The organism is Lutaonella thermophila (assembly GCF_055387725.1).
The window spans coordinates 994,336-1,010,517 of the sequence record NZ_AP043783.1; the positions used below are offsets into that span (position 1 = coordinate 994,336).

A 16,182-nucleotide genomic window follows, 5' to 3' on the forward strand; every position below is an offset into this window, starting at 1 on the left:
ATTAATTTACAAGATTATAAGCTCTGGGTTTTCTCAGAGCTTTTTTTATATCCATTGGTGAATTCTATTGGCGTCTAATTTTAAGAAAATAAAAAGTAAAATGGTAAAGCCCCATAAGCCGGAGCCACCATAACTAAAAAACGGAAGTGGGATACCAATTGTTGGCAAAAGCCCTATTACCATTCCAATATTGATAGCAAAATGAAAAAATAAAACCGAAACAACCCCATAACCGTAAATTCGGCTGAAATTAGACTTTTGGCGTTCTGCCAAAACAATAAGTCTTAGTAGCAAGACAACAAATAAAATTACTACTATAGTGCTGCCAACAAATCCCCATTCTTCTCCTACGGTGCTAAAAATATAATCGGTGTGTTGTTCAGGCACAAAATCTCCTTTGGTTCTGGTGCCTTGTAAAAAACCTTTCCCCCAAAAGCCTCCAGACCCGATAGCTTCTTCAGATTGATAGGTGTTGTATCCAATGGTTTTTTTAATCTGCTCTAATTTTTCGGGATCTTTTTCAAGTCTTAACCAAAGATTAAACCTGTCTCTGTGGCGTTGTTCAAAAACATGATCAAAAATAAACTGAACAGAAAAAGCAAAACTAATAGCTATAATTAGAGATCCTATAATAGGTAGAACACCAATTTTTAATTGATTTTTTTTAAAAAAAGCAAAGGCAAAAATGGTTAGAAGGAAACAAACTATAGATACAGCAATAGGACCGAAAATTAGGGTGCAAGCAAACAATAAAACAGCTATAAATCCTATTAATAAATAAAATAAAGGTAAGCCTTCTCTATACAGTACAAAAAAGAATGCTGTATATACTAAGGCGCTCCCAGGATCGGGTTGTGGTATAATTAACAGGGCAGGAGCTAATATTATTAAAAAAGCGTATAGCTGGTGCCTTACTATTTTTATATTGGTCTGAATATCACTTAAATATTTAGCAACAGCTAATGCAGTTGCAGCTTTAGCAAATTCAGAAGGCTGTAATGTCATGTTGCCAATTGCATACCAAGAGGTAGCTCCGTTAACATTTTTTCCTAGAACAAATAAACCAAGCAGTGAGACTAAAGAGAGTAAGTAAATCACGCTAGAAAAACGTTCAAAAAATTTTGCTTCTATTGCTAAAATAAACACTATAAGCACCAAGCTTGTGCCTATAAAAAACAATTGCTTTCCGTATAGTGTAGTTAAGTTTAATAAAGGTAGGTTATCGTTTGTAAGGGTACTTGAGTAAATATTTATCCAGCCTATACCTACTAATAAGAGATAAAGTAAAACTGTTAACCAATCTATACGTTGTACAATGCTATTACTCATTTATAGTAAAAGGTTTACCACTGTATGGTTTTGCATATTCTTCTTCAAGACTTCCGTTAAGCAAAAAATCTTCTAAATCGGTTCTAGTAATAGAGCCTTTCAAATATTTTTCAATCATTAATCCTGCAATTTTACCGGCCCAACGGCTTCCCCAGTAACCATTTTCTACAAATACTGCTATGGCAATCTTAGGGTCTTCTATGGGGGCAAAAGCCACAAAGATAGAATGGTCTGTTAGTTGCACTCTTTTACCGTCTATTTTAGTAAAGTTTTCTGCAGTTCCGGTTTTTCCGGCAATGTTAATGCCGGGAATCTGTATCCATTGTGCTGTACCATAATTATACACATCAAACATTCCTTGAATTACCGGATTAAAATGCTCAGAACTAATAGAGGTATAATTAGGACGAGTAAATTTTTCAGGGATTTTTTCGCCTTTAATATTTTTTATTATATGTGGAGTGTAATAGTAACCTCTGTTAGCAATAGCAGCTGTCATGTTAGCCAATTGTATAGGGGTTGTTAATACTTCACCTTGCCCTATAGAATTTGATATTGTTGTAGAGGCAAACCACCTGTTTTTTCCGTAACTTCTGTTATAATAGTCAGCGTCTGGAATTCTGCCTTTTTGCCCGGTAGATAAATCGTTTCCTAAAAAATTTCCTAACCCAAAACTTTTCATGTGTTTTTCCCAAACAGTTAAACCCTCATAAGATGATGGATATTTTTCTATAATGCGTTTGTAAGTGTTTGCAAAATAAGTATTACATGATTTGTAAAGCCCATTGTTTAGACGTCTTACTCCACCACCACAATGGCATCCCATAAACGCATTAGGGCCTCTACCATACCGAAATCCGTTATAACAGGTAAATGCAGTTTTTGGGGTAATAACACCTTCTTCCAGTCCTGCTAAAGCTACAAGGGCTTTAAACGGAGAACCCGGAGGATACATAGCAAGCAAGCCTCTATCAAATGTTGGTTTTGCTATAGAATCGTAGTATAATTTGGTGTAATTTTTAGAACGTTGTCTTCCAACAAGTAAAGAGGGATCATAACTTGGGGCTGTTACTAAGGCTAAAATTTCTCCGGATTTTGGTTCTATAGCAACAATTCCACCTCGTTTATTAACCATTAACTTTTCGCCATAAGCTTGCAAATCGGCATCAATAGTAATGTAAATGTCTTTTCCTTGCTCAGGAAGCGTATCGTAAATTCCGTTTTTGTACGGACCAATATCTCTGTTAAAACGATCTTTTTGAATAAATTTTACGCCTTTTCTTCCTCTTAATATTTCTTCGTAAGTAAGCTCAACTCCATATCGTCCTTTTAGTTCTCCTAAAGAGTAGTAGCTGTCTTCTTTTAAATCTCTTTCATTTACTTCGCTAATATAACCCAACACATTAGCTCCGTGTTTTGTTAGGTAGTGTCTTAAGGAACGCTTTTGTATATAAAAACCTTTATACTTGCGCATTTTTTCTTGTAAAGCAGCATATTCTTCTTTAGATAATTGGGCAACAAAAACAGAAGGCAATCTGGGAGAATATGTAAATGCTTTATTTAATTTCTCTATAAAATCTTGTTTGGTAATATTCAGTAAATTACAAAACTCTAAAGTGTCTAACGGTTTTACTTCTCTGGGAATAACCATTACATCATATGCAGGTTGGTTGGCTACTAATAACTTACCATTTCGGTCGTAAATATATCCTCTATCCGGGTAATCGTAAACAGCTTTAATAGCGGTATCTGAAGTAATGTTTTTAGGCGAAAAGTTAAACAGTTGTAAATACGATAAACGCCCTATATACACTATCCCAATTATAATAATTATAGAAGTGAGCAGTAATTTTCTCATTATTTTCTTGGGCTAAATAGCGGAATTACAATTAAACACAATACCAAGGTAAACCCTCCGGAGAACAAGGTTCTCTTAACAATAGAAAGTATGTGTGTAAAGCTAAAAAAATCTAATGAGAAAAGAATAAAATGATGTGCTAAAATTAGTAATGATAAGTATGTAAAACGCTGAATTGGAGATACATTTTGAAGTTTCACGCCTTGCAATTCATAACTTATACCAAAAGCAAAGCGTAAAATAACAGGTCTTATGTAGGCAGCAGTAACCGATGCAGCTGCATTTATACCACCGCTATCTGTAAAAAAATCTATAGTTAATCCTAATAAAAAAGCAGCTAATAAAAATAAACCTCGATTGGGTTTTAACGGGTAGAAAAATATAAACAGAATGTATAAATATGGGTTAATGTAGCCTAAAAAATTTATATTGTTTAGAACCACCACCTGAAGCAGAACTAAAGCCACAAACCGAACACTATTTTTAATTAATGTACTATTCATCAGGTAAAAGCTGTTGTAAAGAATCGGCTTCTTTTTTCTGGGTGTTTTTTATAATATATATATTGTCCAAGCGAGTCATATCGTTAAACAACTTGACATTTATAGTGTAATAATTTTTAGCTTCTGTAAGCGCATAGTTTTCTATTACACCAATAGGAATTCCTTCTGGAAATATAAACGACATACCCCCGGTTGTAATCGTATCTCCAATTTTAAGTTCTGCTAATCTTGGAATATCTATTAACTGTACCGTGTAAGGATTTTTAGTGTCCCAAATTAACGTACCAAAATGGTTGGTGTTTTTAATTTTAGCATTAATTTTTGACCGTGTATTTAAAATGGTTTGTGCTGTGGCAAAATTAACCGAAGTATTTTCTATTATCCCCACAATCCCGTTAGGACTAATAACTCCCATGTCTTGTTTAATGCCATGTTTACTACCCTTGTTTATGGTAATGTAGTTGTTGGGTTTAGAAAAACTGTTTTTTAAAACTTTACCGGAAACAATCACAAAGGGTTTAGCGTAAAAAGCACTATCTATATCTTGGTAAGGAACTACAGAGTCTGTTTTATTAAAAAGCAAAAACCTAAGACGTTGGTTTTCTTTAACCAGTTTTTGATTTTCTTGCTTTAAATTAAAATACGACTTTATATTGGCAACTGTACTATAAATACCACCCGAAAGCCAATTGGCAGAGTTTATAAATTTAGATTGATGGTACGAACGGGATTGTATGGTAAATAGCAACGAAATAAACAGCAAAAACAGATAAAGAAGTAGGTTCTTATTCCGTATTAAAAAGTTTATTATTTGTTGCATTCACCTTTTTTTACTTTATCAAGATGCTTTTATAGCGCTCTAAATTTTTTAACGAAATTCCTGTGCCTCGTACAACAGATCTAAGCGGATCTTCGGCAATGTAAACCGGTAAATCTGTTTTTTGAGATAAACGCTTATCTAATCCTCTAAGCATAGAGCCTCCACCGGCTAAATAAATACCGGTATTATAAATATCTGCAGCTAACTCCGGAGGAGTTTGTGAAAGCGTTTCCATTACAGCATCTTCAACTCTTAAAATAGACTTGTCTAATGCCTTTGCTATTTCTCTATACGAAATTTGTACTTGTTTTGGTTTACCGGTAAGTAAGTCTCTACCTTGAACCGACATGTCATCTGGCGGAGACTCTAAATCTTCGGTGGCAGCTCCTATGGTAATTTTTATGTTTTCTGCAGTGCTTTCACCAACATATAGGTTGTGTTGTGTGCGCATGTAATAAATAATATCGTTCGTGAAAACATCTCCTGCAATTTTAACCGATTTATCGCAAACTATACCACCTAATGCTATTACTGCAATTTCTGTGGTTCCACCACCAATATCAACAATCATATTTCCTTTGGGTTGCATAATATCTAACCCAATTCCAATTGCAGCAGCCATGGGTTCATGTATTAAGTAAACTTCTTTACCATTAACACGCTCTGCAGATTCTCTAACGGCGCGCATTTCAACCTCTGTAATACCTGAAGGAATACACACTACCATTCGTAACGATGGCGGAAACCATTTTTTCTTTAATGCCGGAATGTTTTTAATAAACATGTTTATCATTTTCTCCGATGCATCAAAGTCTGCAATAACACCATCTTTAAGCGGTCTGATGGTTTTAATGTTTTCGTGTGTTTTACCCTGCATCATGGCAGCATCTCTACCTACAGCAATAACTTTACCGGTAGTACGATCTCTTGCTACAATAGAAGGGCTATCTACCACAACCTTGTCGTTATGAATAATAAGTGTGTTTGCCGTACCAAGGTCTATAGCAATCTCTTCGGTTAAGAAGTCAAAAAATCCCATGCGCAATTAGGTGTTAAAGTTTTAGTAATTTAACGAATTCAACAAATGTAACAAAATTAATGTTTAAAATGACGCGTACCAGTAAACACCATACTTAAGTTATTGTTATCGCAATAATCTATACTTAGTTGATCTTTAATAGAACCTCCCGGCTGTATTACAGCTTTAATGCCTGCTTTATGTGCAATTTCAACACAATCCGGAAACGGAAAAAATGCATCGCTTGCCATTACAGCACCATCTAAATTAAAATCAAAACTTTTAGCTTTTTCAATGGCTTGTTTAAGCGCATCTACTCTGCTGGTCTGGCCTGTACCACTTGCGCAAAGTTGCTTGTTTTTTGCCAGTACTATGGTGTTAGATTTTGTGTGCTTACATATTTTAGATGCAAATAATAAATCGGCTATCTCATTACTGTTAGGTTTTTGTTTTGTTACAAATTGTAAATCTGCTTCGCCGTCTGTTTTAGTGTCTTTATCTTGAACTAAAACTCCATTTAAACAAGTTCTAACAGTAGTTTTTGGTAGTGCTATATTTTTTTGTTTTAAAATAATTCTGTTTTTTTTCTGCTGAAGCGTTGCAAGTGCTTCTTCACTAAAATCGGGGGCAATTACAACTTCGCAAAATAACTTATGTATTTCATTGGCCGTTTCGGCATCAATACTTTTGTTAGCAATTAAAATTCCGCCAAAAGCAGAAACAGGATCGCCTGCAAGTGCAGCTAAATAAGCTTCTTTTATTGTTTTTCTGGTAGCAACACCACAGGCATTGTTATGCTTTAAAATGGCAAATGTAGGTTCATCGTCTTTAAATTCTAACATTAAATTTACGGCTGCATCTACGTCTAATAGGTTATTGTATGATAACTCTTTGCCGTGTAGCTTAGTAAACATGGCGTCTAAATCTCCAAAAAAGAAACCTTTTTGATGCGGATTCTCTCCGTATCTAAGAGCTTTGCCATTAGGTTCACTAATTTTTAATACAGGTTGATTGTGTTGGTTAAAGTAGTTAAAAATAGCCGTGTCGTAATGCGATGAAATATTAAATGCATTGGTAGCAAAATGCTTGCGCTGCTCTAAGGTTGTTGAAGCTCCTGATGTATTTAAAATTGATAAAAAATCACTGTAATCATTAACCGAAGCAATGCATACAACGTCCTTAAAATTTTTAGCTGCAGCTCTTATTAATGATATTCCTCCAATATCAATTTTCTCTATTATTTCTGCTTCAGATGCGCCACTTTCAACAGTCTTCTCAAAAGGGTAGAGGTCTACAATAACAATGTCTATAGACGGAATCTGATACGATTCGATTTCGGTTTTATCTTGCTCAAAATCACGCCTGTTTAAAATTCCACCAAAAACTTTTGGGTGTAAAGTTTTTACTCTGCCTCCTAAAATAGAAGGGTAGCCGGTTAAATCTTCTACGGCAATAACCGGGATTCCTAAATCTCGAATAAATTTTTCGGTTCCTCCGGTAGAATAAATTGTAACGTTTAACTCGTGAAGTTTCTGTACGATTGGTTCTAAGCCATCTTTATTAAAAACAGAAATTAAAGCGGCTTGGGCTTTTTTTGTAGTGCTCATTTAGTGTGTTGTTTATTATGCTGCAAAAGTAATTTTTTTGCCTAAAAGCAACTCTAAATAAGCTATTAAAAATTAATTTTTTTACAGAATTTTAGCCACTTCGCTGTTAACAAATTCAAGAAAATATTCGTCTTCTTTTGTAAACGGATCTGGTGTGTGAGAATCTATATCTATCTGACCAATGTTTTCTCCGTTCACAAAAAGCGGGATTACAATTTCTGCCTTTACATGAATGCTACATGCTATATAATTATCTTGAGCAGAAACATCCGGAACAACAAAATTTTTATTAGATACTGCTACCTGACCACAAATGCCTTTGCCAAAAGGTATAATTGTATGCTCTGTAGGCTCACCGGCAAATGCTCTGAGTTTGAGTTCGTTTTTAGTGCCGTTTTTAAAATAAAAACCAACCCAATCATAATACGATACATTTTCCTGAAGTAGTTGGCATACCTTAGTTAAACGCTCATTTATGGTTAGCGTTTTATCATTTAATATTTCTACAACTTTTGGTTTTAATTCTCTTAAATTCACAGCTAAAAAGTTTGCCTCAAAAATACTAACTTAAAGTTTAGCTAAAACCTTTATGCTTAGTTAAATTTGTTATAAATAAGTATTACAAATAAATAATGTGGTATAAATGAAACAGACATATACAATAACCGGAATGACTTGCAACGGTTGCGTTGAAACCGTTACAGATGCATTAGAACGCTTAGAAGAGATAGCACAAGTAAATGTAGATTTAGATGCAAGCCAAGCAACAATTACATTTAATAAAAAAGTTGATTTGCAAACACTCCAAAAAGCTTTACCTAAAAAGTATTCTATTACTAAAAAAGAAACCAATGTTTTTAATACGGTACAAGAACCGGAAAAATCTATCTGGAAACAGCTTTACCCACTATTTTTAATTTTCTTTTACCTTACGGTAAGTTCTGTTTTACTAAATATAAAACCATGGGATATTCAGGGTTTTATGTTAGATTTTATGGGGCTGTTTTATATAGTATTTAGTTTTTTTAAGTTTTTAGACTTAAAAGGTTTTCCGCCCACTTTTTCTATGTACGATCCGTTGGCAAAAATGCTACCTGTTTACGGCTGGATTTATCCGTTTATAGAGCTTGCCTTAGGACTAATGTTTTTAATGCGTTTTAATATTGATATTGCACTGTGGGTAACCATTGTTATTTTAGGATTAACAACTATTGGTGTTACCAGAGTGTTATTAAACAAGCAGTCTATACAGTGCGCTTGCCTTGGTACAGCTTTAAAGCTACCCATGACTAAAGCAACTTTTATAGAAAATACTGTTATGCTTGTTATGGCGATAGTAATGTTATTAAGTTAACTTTATTATTTAATAAAAAAGTCCGCAACATTGTTGCGGACTTTTTTCGTTTTATAAGGAATGCATATTACATCATACCAGGCATTCCTCCGCCACCCATTGGAGGCATTGGGTTTTCTTCTTTAATATCTACTAAAGCACACTCGGTTGTTAAGATCATTCCGGCAACAGAAGCAGCATTTTCTAATGCAACTCTTGTTACTTTCTTAGGATCTATAATACCAGCTTTAAGCATATTTACATACTCGTCTGCTTTAGCATCATAACCAAAGTCGTCTTTTCCTTCCATAACTTTAGCTACTACTACGCTTCCTTCGCCTCCGGCATTTTCTACAATTGTTCTTAATGGAGACTCAATAGCTCTAGCTACTATGTTAATTCCGGTAGCTTCGTCTTGGTTTGTAGCTTTTAAGCCATCTAATGCTTTTTTAGCTCTAACTAAAGCAACACCACCACCAGCTACAATACCTTCTTCTACAGCTGCACGAGTTGCGTGTAATGCATCATCTACACGATCTTTTTTCTCTTTCATTTCTACTTCAGATGCAGCACCAACATAAAGTACAGCTACACCACCTGCTAGTTTAGCTAAGCGCTCTTGTAGTTTTTCTTTATCGTAGTCTGATGTGGTAGTCTCTATTTGAGCTTTTATTTGGTTTACACGAGCTTTAATATTTTCAGGATCGCCTTTACCGTTAACAATAGTGGTGTTGTCTTTGTCTATTGTAACAGTCTCTGCAGTACCAAGCATATCTAAAGTTACATTTTCTAAAGAGAATCCTCTTTCTTCAGAAATTACAGTACCACCTGTTAAAATAGCGATGTCTTCTAACATTGCTTTACGTCTGTCTCCAAATCCTGGAGCTTTAACAGCAGCAATTTTTAAACCACCTCTTAATTTGTTAACTACTAGTGTAGCAAGCGCTTGGCCTTCTACATCTTCAGCAACAATTAAAAGAGGTCTTCCAGATTGTGCAACAGGCTCTAAAACCGGAAGAATTTCTTGTAAGTTAGATATTTTCTTATCGAATAATAAGATGTAAGGGTTATCTAACTCTGCCGTCATTTTATCGGCATCTGTTACAAAGTAAGGAGAAAGGTATCCTCTGTCAAATTGCATACCTTCTACAACATCTACATAGGTGTCTGTACCTTTAGCCTCTTCAACAGTAATAACTCCTTCTTTGCCAACTTTTTCAAACGCCTGAGCAATAAGCTCACCAATAGTATCATCATTGTTAGCAGAAATAGATGCAACTTGTTTTATTTTCTCTGTAGAGTCTCCTACCTGAGTTGCTTGTTTATCTAGGTTAGCAACAATAGCTTCTACAGCTTTGTCTATACCTCTTTTAAGGTCCATTGGGTTTGCTCCGGCAGCAACGTTTTTTAAACCTTCTTTAACGATTGCTTGCGCTAAAACAGTAGCTGTAGTTGTACCGTCTCCAGCAAGATCATTAGTTTTAGAAGCTACTTCTTTTACCATTTGAGCTCCCATGTTCTCTAGTGCATCTTCTAGTTCTATTTCTTTAGCTACAGATACACCGTCTTTAGTAACTTGAGGCGCTCCAAATGATTTGCTTATAGTAACGTTTCTACCTTTTGGACCTAAGGTAACTTTTACAGCATTTGCTAACGCGTCTACTCCTCTTTTAAGGCCATCGCGAGCTTCAATATCAAATTTTATGTCTTTTGCCATTGTTTTAAATTTTTGGTTTTTAGTTTCCGATGTAACGGAAGTGTTTTGTTAGTGAGTTTTATTTTTTAAAGAAAAGATTAAATGATTGCTAGAATATCGCTTTCACGCATCATTAAATAATCTTTGCCATCTAATTTTAATTCGGTTCCGGCATACTTACCATATAAAACAGTATCACCTACTTTTACGGTAATAGGCTCATCTTTTTTACCGGGACCAACGGCAACAACTTTTCCTTTTTGTGGTTTTTCTTTTGCAGTGTCAGGAATAATAATTCCAGAAGCGGTAGTAGTCTCAGCTTCCATTGGCTCTACAAGCACTCGATCTGCTAAGGGTTTAATATTCACGTTTGCCATTTGTATTGTGTTTTTTAATTTTAGGTTACTTTTAATTACTATTAAAAACAGTTGCTTTTAGGCAGAAACTATGCCAATGCGGTTTAACTGCCATTTTTTAAAACAAAAATGCCAGCTTGTCATTTTCAAGCTGGCATTTTGTGTGTGTTGCATTCCTATTTGGTTTACTGTACACTATCTTTTTCTGTAGTAGTGCCGGTTTGAATAGGAGCAGTATCTTGTGTAGTTTCTATTGCGTCTCCTTCTAAAAGTCTTGAATCTGATCCTTCCGAACCACCTTTAATAGCAATATTAGAAAGTAATATTAATGCTATTAAAATGGTAGCAAGAGTCCAAGTACTTTTATCTAAGAAGTCGCCGGTTTTTTGCACTCCACCAATCATTTGGTTTCCTCCACCTCCGAACGAAGAAGATAAACCTCCACCTTTAGGGTTTTGTACCATAATTACCAGTATTAAAAGTACTGATACAAAAAGTATTAAACCTAAAAAAACATAAAATGTAGTAGTCATTTTTGTATTAATTATTTTGTTGTAATTTTTTTATCGCTCTAATTTGGTCTGCAAAGAAACCACTTTTTTCCGGATATTTCAAACTTAAAATTTTATAGACCTGAATTGCCTCATCGTACTTTTTTTGCTCTAAATAAACCCTTGCCAAAGTCTCTGTCATTATCTCTTTTTTTGGCTTTGTAGCTTGCTCGGCTAAATTTACAGATGATAGTTTAGATTTTGACGGTACTATTTTGGGGTTTTGTGCAATAAATTTATCTATTAACTCAAACTTTCGTTCTTTATCTGAGTTTGTTGGTTTTGATTCTTTCTCAACAGTTTTAGAAGCTGTTTTATTATTTTCTCGCTCTATAGGTTTTATGCTGGTTAGTTTTAACCATTCTGAAAACGAGTGAAGTTCTGCTTTGTTAAAAGAAAGAGGCTTACCTAACTCTAATTGTTTTTCGGCTTCTTTTCTGTTGGCAAGAAAGTCTGCCATTCGGGGATCTTTAGGTGTAAAGAGCTCGGGATCTAAAATATGCTCTGCCTCATCTGGGGCAGTAGGTAAGGGTTCTTTATTTTCTACAATGGTTGGTTTTTTTACTACAATTTCTTCGGCTACAACATCTATATTGTTTACATCTAACCATTTACTGTTTATGGTTTTGGCAATTTCATGTTGCTCAAAAGTTTTAGAGGTAATAAACTCAAATAGAATATGCCTGTCTGTAGTGTAAGCAGCTGTTTTTTTTAAGGTGTCGTTGTATTTAAAACTATCAAGATTTTTTAGTCCTTTTAAATAGACTGCTTTTGGCGCCTGAAAAAAAGGATATTCTGCAATTATATCTTGCAGTTGTTTAACCTGTTCTAAGGTTATTTTCTCAGGTTGTTCTAACAAATATGTAAAAGCAGTAACATTCATTTACCAATTGGCTAACGATTCGTTAAAAATATCTTGTGTTAAGCGTTCAAAAATTTCTTGATAGGCAGCCGATTTAACTTGTTGTATTTGTTGGGTAGCCGGATAATCGTAAAAGAAAGAAAATCTTTTTTCAAAGTCGTTTTCCGGTTTGGTTTTATTATAAAATCTAACATTAACGGTAATGGTTAACCTGTTTTGTGCAGCTGTTTGCTGTGCGGTTGCACTCATAGGCGCAATACGGTAGTCTGTTATTTCTCCTTCGTAAAGTAAATCTCCGTTAGCACTTACCAAATCTAAATTAGTTTGATTTAAAATTAAATCTTGTAGTGCAATGGTAAAATCTCTGTCTAAACCGGGCTCTATAATAGATGCATTGTTCTGAAAAAAGTTTACCTGAAATGTTTTTGCATTACCTACATCGCCACCGGTAAAATTGTAAACTCCGCAACCGGTAACAATTACAAGTAAAAAGATTGCACAAAATTTGGTTAAGCTTATATTTTTCATGTAAAGCAGAAAATTACAAAATTTAATTATAGGTCGTATTGTTTTATTTTACGGTAAAGAGTACGCTCAGAAATGCCCAGCTCTTTTGCTGCAGCTTTGCGCTTACCATTGTTACGTTGCAATGCTTTTTTTATTAGCTCAAGCTCTTTGTCTTGTAAAGATAAGGTTTCTTCTTCCTCTATTTCTTCGGCAAAATGGTATTTGTCTTCTGTAGGTTCCGGTTTTTTTTGTGGAGGTATAACCGGAAGCGCTTCATATGATTCTTCTACGGGAGCACTATCAAAACTTACAGAATCTTTACCGTAAATTTTTTGAATTAGTCCTTGGTTTTCTTCTCGTACTTGCTGGCTATTTCCGCTTTGAATGAGCTCGAGGGTTAGTTTTTTCAAATCGTTTAAATCGCTTTTCATGTCAAAAAGCACTTTGTATAGAATCTCTCGCTCGTTACTAAAATCACTTTCTCTTTTTTCTTTGTTTATTACAGCCGGTAAATTAGTTGTTGCATTGGGTAAATAACTGGCTAAAGTAGCAGCCGAAATGCTTCGGTTTTGCTCTAAAACAGATATTTGTTCGGCTACATTTCGTAACTGACGGATATTACCGCTCCATCTGTATTTAAGTAATAGTTCTACCGCATCGTCTTCTAACCTAATGGTTGGCATCTTGTATTTTTGAGCAAAGTCTGAAGCAAATTTTCTAAACAATAAATGTATATCGTCTTTGCGTTCGCGAAGTGGTGGAAGATGAATTTCTACTGTGCTTAATCTATAATAAAGGTCTTCTCTAAATTTTCCTTTTTCTATTGCTTCAAACATATTAACATTGGTAGCAGCAACAATTCTAACATTGGTTTTTTGAACCTTAGAAGACCCTACTTTTATAAACTCTCCATTTTCTAACACACGCAATAAACGTACTTGCGTTGTGAGTGGAAGTTCTCCAACTTCGTCTAAAAAAATAGTACCGCCATCTGCTTCTTCAAAATATCCGCTTCGGGTTTGGGTTGCTCCAGTAAAAGCACCTTTTTCGTGCCCGAATAGTTCAGAGTCAATTGTTCCTTCAGGAATTGCACCACAGTTTACAGCAATAAATTTACCGTGCTTTCTGTGTGATAATGCATGTATAATTTTTGGGATAGCCTCTTTACCAACACCGCTTTCTCCGGTAACTAAAACCGAAATATCTGTAGGGGCCACTTGCATGGCTTTTTCTATGGCACGATTAAGTTTTATGTCGTTACCAATTATACCAAATCGTTGTTTTATGGCTTGTACAGATTCCATTGTATAGTTACGGTTTTTTTTAATTGTTATCGCTTAAGCCAACGGCTTCTCCTAAGAGAGTTGCCGAGGTACAATCGTTAATTTTTACATTAACAAACTGACCAACCTTGTAGTTTTCTTTAGGGAAAACTACTACGGTGTTTTGGCTGTTACGACCCATCCAGTGGGCATCAGATTTTTTAGAAGTTCCTTCTATTAACACTTCTTCTATTTTGCCAACGTGCTGCTGGTTTCTGTATAAGCTGTGTTTTTGTTGTAGATTTATAATTTCTGTGAGTCTTCTTTTCTTAACTTCGTTTGGTACATCGTCTTCCATTTTTCTGGCTGCCAGTGTACCTGGGCGCTCAGAATAAGCAAACATAAAACCAAAATCGTACTTAACGTACTCCATTAATGATAGGGTATCTTGATGGTCTTGCTCAGTTTCTGTTGGGAATCCGGCAATCATATCTTGCGAAATGGCGCAGTCCGGCATAATGGTTTTAATGTTGTCTATAAGCTCCATGTATTCTTCGCGGGTATGAAGACGGTTCATGGCTTTAAGTATTCTGTTGCTACCACTTTGCACCGGTAGGTGAATATATTTGCAAATATTTGGGTATTTAGCCATGGTTTTAATCACATCTAACGTCATGTCTTGAGGGTTAGATGTAGAGAATCTAATTCTCATTTTTGGTTGTGCTTCTGCTACCATTGCTAAAAGCTGAGCAAAATTTACAGCAGTAGCTTTTTGTATTTCTGAAGCTTTATCAAAATCTTTTTTTAGGCCACCACCATACCATAAATAGCTATCTACATTTTGTCCTAAAAGAGTTACTTCTTTATAGCCTTGTTCCCAAAGTTGATTAACTTCTTCTATTATAGATTGCGGGTCTCTGCTTCGTTCTCTACCTCTTGTAAAGGGTACAACGCAAAATGTACACATATTATCGCACCCTCTGGTTATAGATACAAATGCAGTTACACCGTTACTATTAAGCCTTACAGGAGCAATATCTCCGTAAGTTTCTTCTTTAGATAAAATTACGTTTACAGCGTTTCTGCCTTCGTCTACTTCTTTAACCAAATTAGGAAGATCTTTGTAGGCATCGGGGCCTACAACCATATCTACAATTTTCTCTTCTTCTAAAAACTTACTTTTTAAACGCTCTGCCATACAACCTAAAACCCCCACTTTCATGCCCGGGTTTATTTTCTTTACAGCATTAAATTGCTCTAAGCGTTTTCTAACAGTTTGCTCTGCCTTATCTCTAATAGAGCAAGTGTTTACAAGCACTAAATCTGCCTCTTCAATATTTTGGGTAGTATTAAAACCTTCTTTTGCTAAGATTGATGCTACAATCTCGCTATCAGAAAAATTCATTTGGCAACCATAGCTTTCTAAATACAGTTTTCGGGTGTTTTTAGCATTTTGCTCTAAAACTACCGATTGCCCTTGCTTGTTTTCATCAATAATCTTCTCCATTGTTGTTGTTTGAGAACCCGTAGGTTAAAATAGACTGCAAAGATAATATTTTATACAGAGTTATGACAAAGTGTCAGCATTATTTTAACAGCATATTTAGATGTTTTAACTTTAGTTCTTATTTTTAACAAAAAAAGTATGAATTATACCAGCCTTCTTGAACGAATTAATGAAAACAAACATGTAGATTTTGGCGAAACGTTTAATAATGCTTTCGAGCTTTTTAAAAAGGTTTTTGCCTACGGTTTGTTACTGGTGGTTTTACAAGTTTTATTTGTATTACCCCTAATAGCAGTTTTATATTTTCCGTTGTTATCTATGGGTATATTAGAGAGCTACGGAGATAGTGTTTATGATAGTAGCTTTGATTTTAAGGCTGTTAGTGCCGGAGTTTTAATTTTATTTTTTATTTGGGCTTTAGCTGTAATTTTTGTTATTCAGGCTATAGCAATGGCGCTTAATGCAGGGTTTTTAAAAATTTGTAAAGCAGCCGATAATGGAGAAATTATAGATATAAAACTATTCTTCACCTATTTTAAATCTACCTATTTAAGCAAACTTTTTGTGTTGTCTATTGCATCGGCAGGGATCTCTATATTAGCTTTACTGTTATGTGTGCTTCCTATATTTTATGTAATGGTGCCTATTTATTTGTTTGCTGTAATTTTTGCCTTCAATCCGGAGTTAAGTGTATCTGAGATTATTAAATCTAGCTTTAAACTTGGCAACAAAAAATGGTTAGTAATATTTGGTCTTATAATGGTTATAGCCGTATGTGTTCAAATATTAGCCTATGTAACATGCGGATTAGGAAGTTTGCTATCTTTCTTTACTATGCTTGCGTTATACAACGTTTACAAAAAAGCTATAGGTTTTAATTAATTATAACATAAAGAAACTTCAATACATAGTTAGCCAACCTTTTTTATAGAGGGTATAAATTTTTTTACCATACTTTTGCACCAACAAAAAG

16 protein-coding genes are annotated in these 16,182 nt (G+C 34.8%); 2 read left to right on the forward strand and 14 right to left on the reverse strand.

The features are described 5' to 3' along the window. Positions 1-45: 45 nt before the first annotated feature. The 7 genes from rodA to ACZ5CF_RS04540 form a co-directional block, all read right to left on the reverse strand. Positions 46-1,329, reverse strand: coding sequence for a rod shape-determining protein RodA (gene rodA, locus ACZ5CF_RS04510; protein ID WP_464580652.1), 1,284 nt, complete (start codon positions 1,327-1,329; stop codon positions 46-48). Beyond that, a complete protein-coding gene (gene mrdA / locus ACZ5CF_RS04515; protein WP_464580653.1) occupies positions 1,322-3,187 on the reverse strand; it encodes a penicillin-binding protein 2 in 1,866 nt (621 codons plus the stop codon). The genes rodA and mrdA overlap by 8 nt, the downstream gene beginning before the upstream one ends. Continuing rightward, on the reverse strand, positions 3,187-3,690 hold the full coding sequence (locus ACZ5CF_RS04520; protein WP_464580654.1) for a rod shape-determining protein MreD: 504 nt from the start codon (positions 3,688-3,690) through the stop codon (positions 3,187-3,189). The genes mrdA and ACZ5CF_RS04520 overlap by 1 nt, the downstream gene beginning before the upstream one ends. Further along, positions 3,683-4,510, reverse strand: coding sequence for a rod shape-determining protein MreC (gene mreC, locus ACZ5CF_RS04525; protein ID WP_464580655.1), 828 nt, complete (start codon positions 4,508-4,510; stop codon positions 3,683-3,685). Before mreC ends, ACZ5CF_RS04520 begins: the two co-directional genes overlap by 8 nt. 10 nt (positions 4,511-4,520) lie before the next feature. Further along, the gene (locus ACZ5CF_RS04530; protein ID WP_464580656.1) at positions 4,521-5,549 is read right to left on the reverse strand and encodes a rod shape-determining protein; all 1,029 of its coding nucleotides are present in this window, start codon (positions 5,547-5,549) and stop codon (positions 4,521-4,523) included. A gap of 56 nt (positions 5,550-5,605) precedes the next feature. After that, positions 5,606-7,135 (reverse strand): bifunctional phosphoribosylaminoimidazolecarboxamide formyltransferase/IMP cyclohydrolase, encoded by a 1,530-nt coding sequence (gene purH, locus ACZ5CF_RS04535; protein ID WP_464580657.1) that lies wholly within the window; start codon positions 7,133-7,135, stop codon positions 5,606-5,608. Between the two features lie 81 nt (positions 7,136-7,216). Beyond that, a complete protein-coding gene (locus ACZ5CF_RS04540) occupies positions 7,217-7,672 on the reverse strand; it encodes a GAF domain-containing protein (RefSeq protein WP_464580658.1) in 456 nt (151 codons plus the stop codon). A 106-nt stretch (positions 7,673-7,778) separates the two neighbouring features. Here ACZ5CF_RS04540 and ACZ5CF_RS04545 point away from each other — a divergent pair, with 106 nt between their 5' ends. Further along, positions 7,779-8,489: a heavy-metal-associated domain-containing protein gene (locus ACZ5CF_RS04545; RefSeq protein ID WP_464580659.1), complete on the forward strand. Its 711-nt coding sequence runs from the start codon at positions 7,779-7,781 to the stop codon at positions 8,487-8,489. A 67-nt stretch (positions 8,490-8,556) separates the two neighbouring features. Here ACZ5CF_RS04545 and groL read toward each other — a convergent pair whose 3' ends face one another. From groL to miaB, 7 genes are all read right to left on the reverse strand, one after another. Continuing rightward, complete coding sequence (groL, locus tag ACZ5CF_RS04550; protein WP_464580660.1) at positions 8,557-10,185, reverse strand: chaperonin GroEL; 1,629 nt, start codon at positions 10,183-10,185, stop codon at positions 8,557-8,559. 77 nt (positions 10,186-10,262) lie between these two features. Then, positions 10,263-10,541 (reverse strand): co-chaperone GroES, encoded by a 279-nt coding sequence (locus tag ACZ5CF_RS04555; RefSeq protein ID WP_464580661.1) that lies wholly within the window; start codon positions 10,539-10,541, stop codon positions 10,263-10,265. Positions 10,542-10,705: 164 nt separating this feature from the next. Further along, entirely contained in the window at positions 10,706-11,053 is a 348-nt protein-coding gene (gene secG / locus ACZ5CF_RS04560) for a preprotein translocase subunit SecG (RefSeq protein WP_464580662.1), read from the reverse strand. 7 nt (positions 11,054-11,060) lie between these two features. Then, positions 11,061-11,954, reverse strand: coding sequence for a hypothetical protein (locus ACZ5CF_RS04565; RefSeq protein WP_464580663.1), 894 nt, complete (start codon positions 11,952-11,954; stop codon positions 11,061-11,063). After that, a complete protein-coding gene (locus ACZ5CF_RS04570) occupies positions 11,955-12,461 on the reverse strand; it encodes an LptE family protein (protein WP_464580664.1) in 507 nt (168 codons plus the stop codon). A 26-nt stretch (positions 12,462-12,487) separates the two neighbouring features. Beyond that, a complete protein-coding gene (locus tag ACZ5CF_RS04575; RefSeq protein WP_464580665.1) occupies positions 12,488-13,744 on the reverse strand; it encodes a sigma-54 interaction domain-containing protein in 1,257 nt (418 codons plus the stop codon). 19 nt (positions 13,745-13,763) lie between these two features. Then, complete coding sequence (gene miaB, locus ACZ5CF_RS04580) at positions 13,764-15,209, reverse strand: tRNA (N6-isopentenyl adenosine(37)-C2)-methylthiotransferase MiaB (RefSeq protein ID WP_464580666.1); 1,446 nt, start codon at positions 15,207-15,209, stop codon at positions 13,764-13,766. A gap of 138 nt (positions 15,210-15,347) precedes the next feature. Between miaB and ACZ5CF_RS04585 the strand changes: the two genes are divergently transcribed. Continuing rightward, complete coding sequence (locus tag ACZ5CF_RS04585) at positions 15,348-16,091, forward strand: hypothetical protein (RefSeq protein ID WP_464580667.1); 744 nt, start codon at positions 15,348-15,350, stop codon at positions 16,089-16,091. The last annotated feature ends 91 nt before the right edge of the window (positions 16,092-16,182 follow it).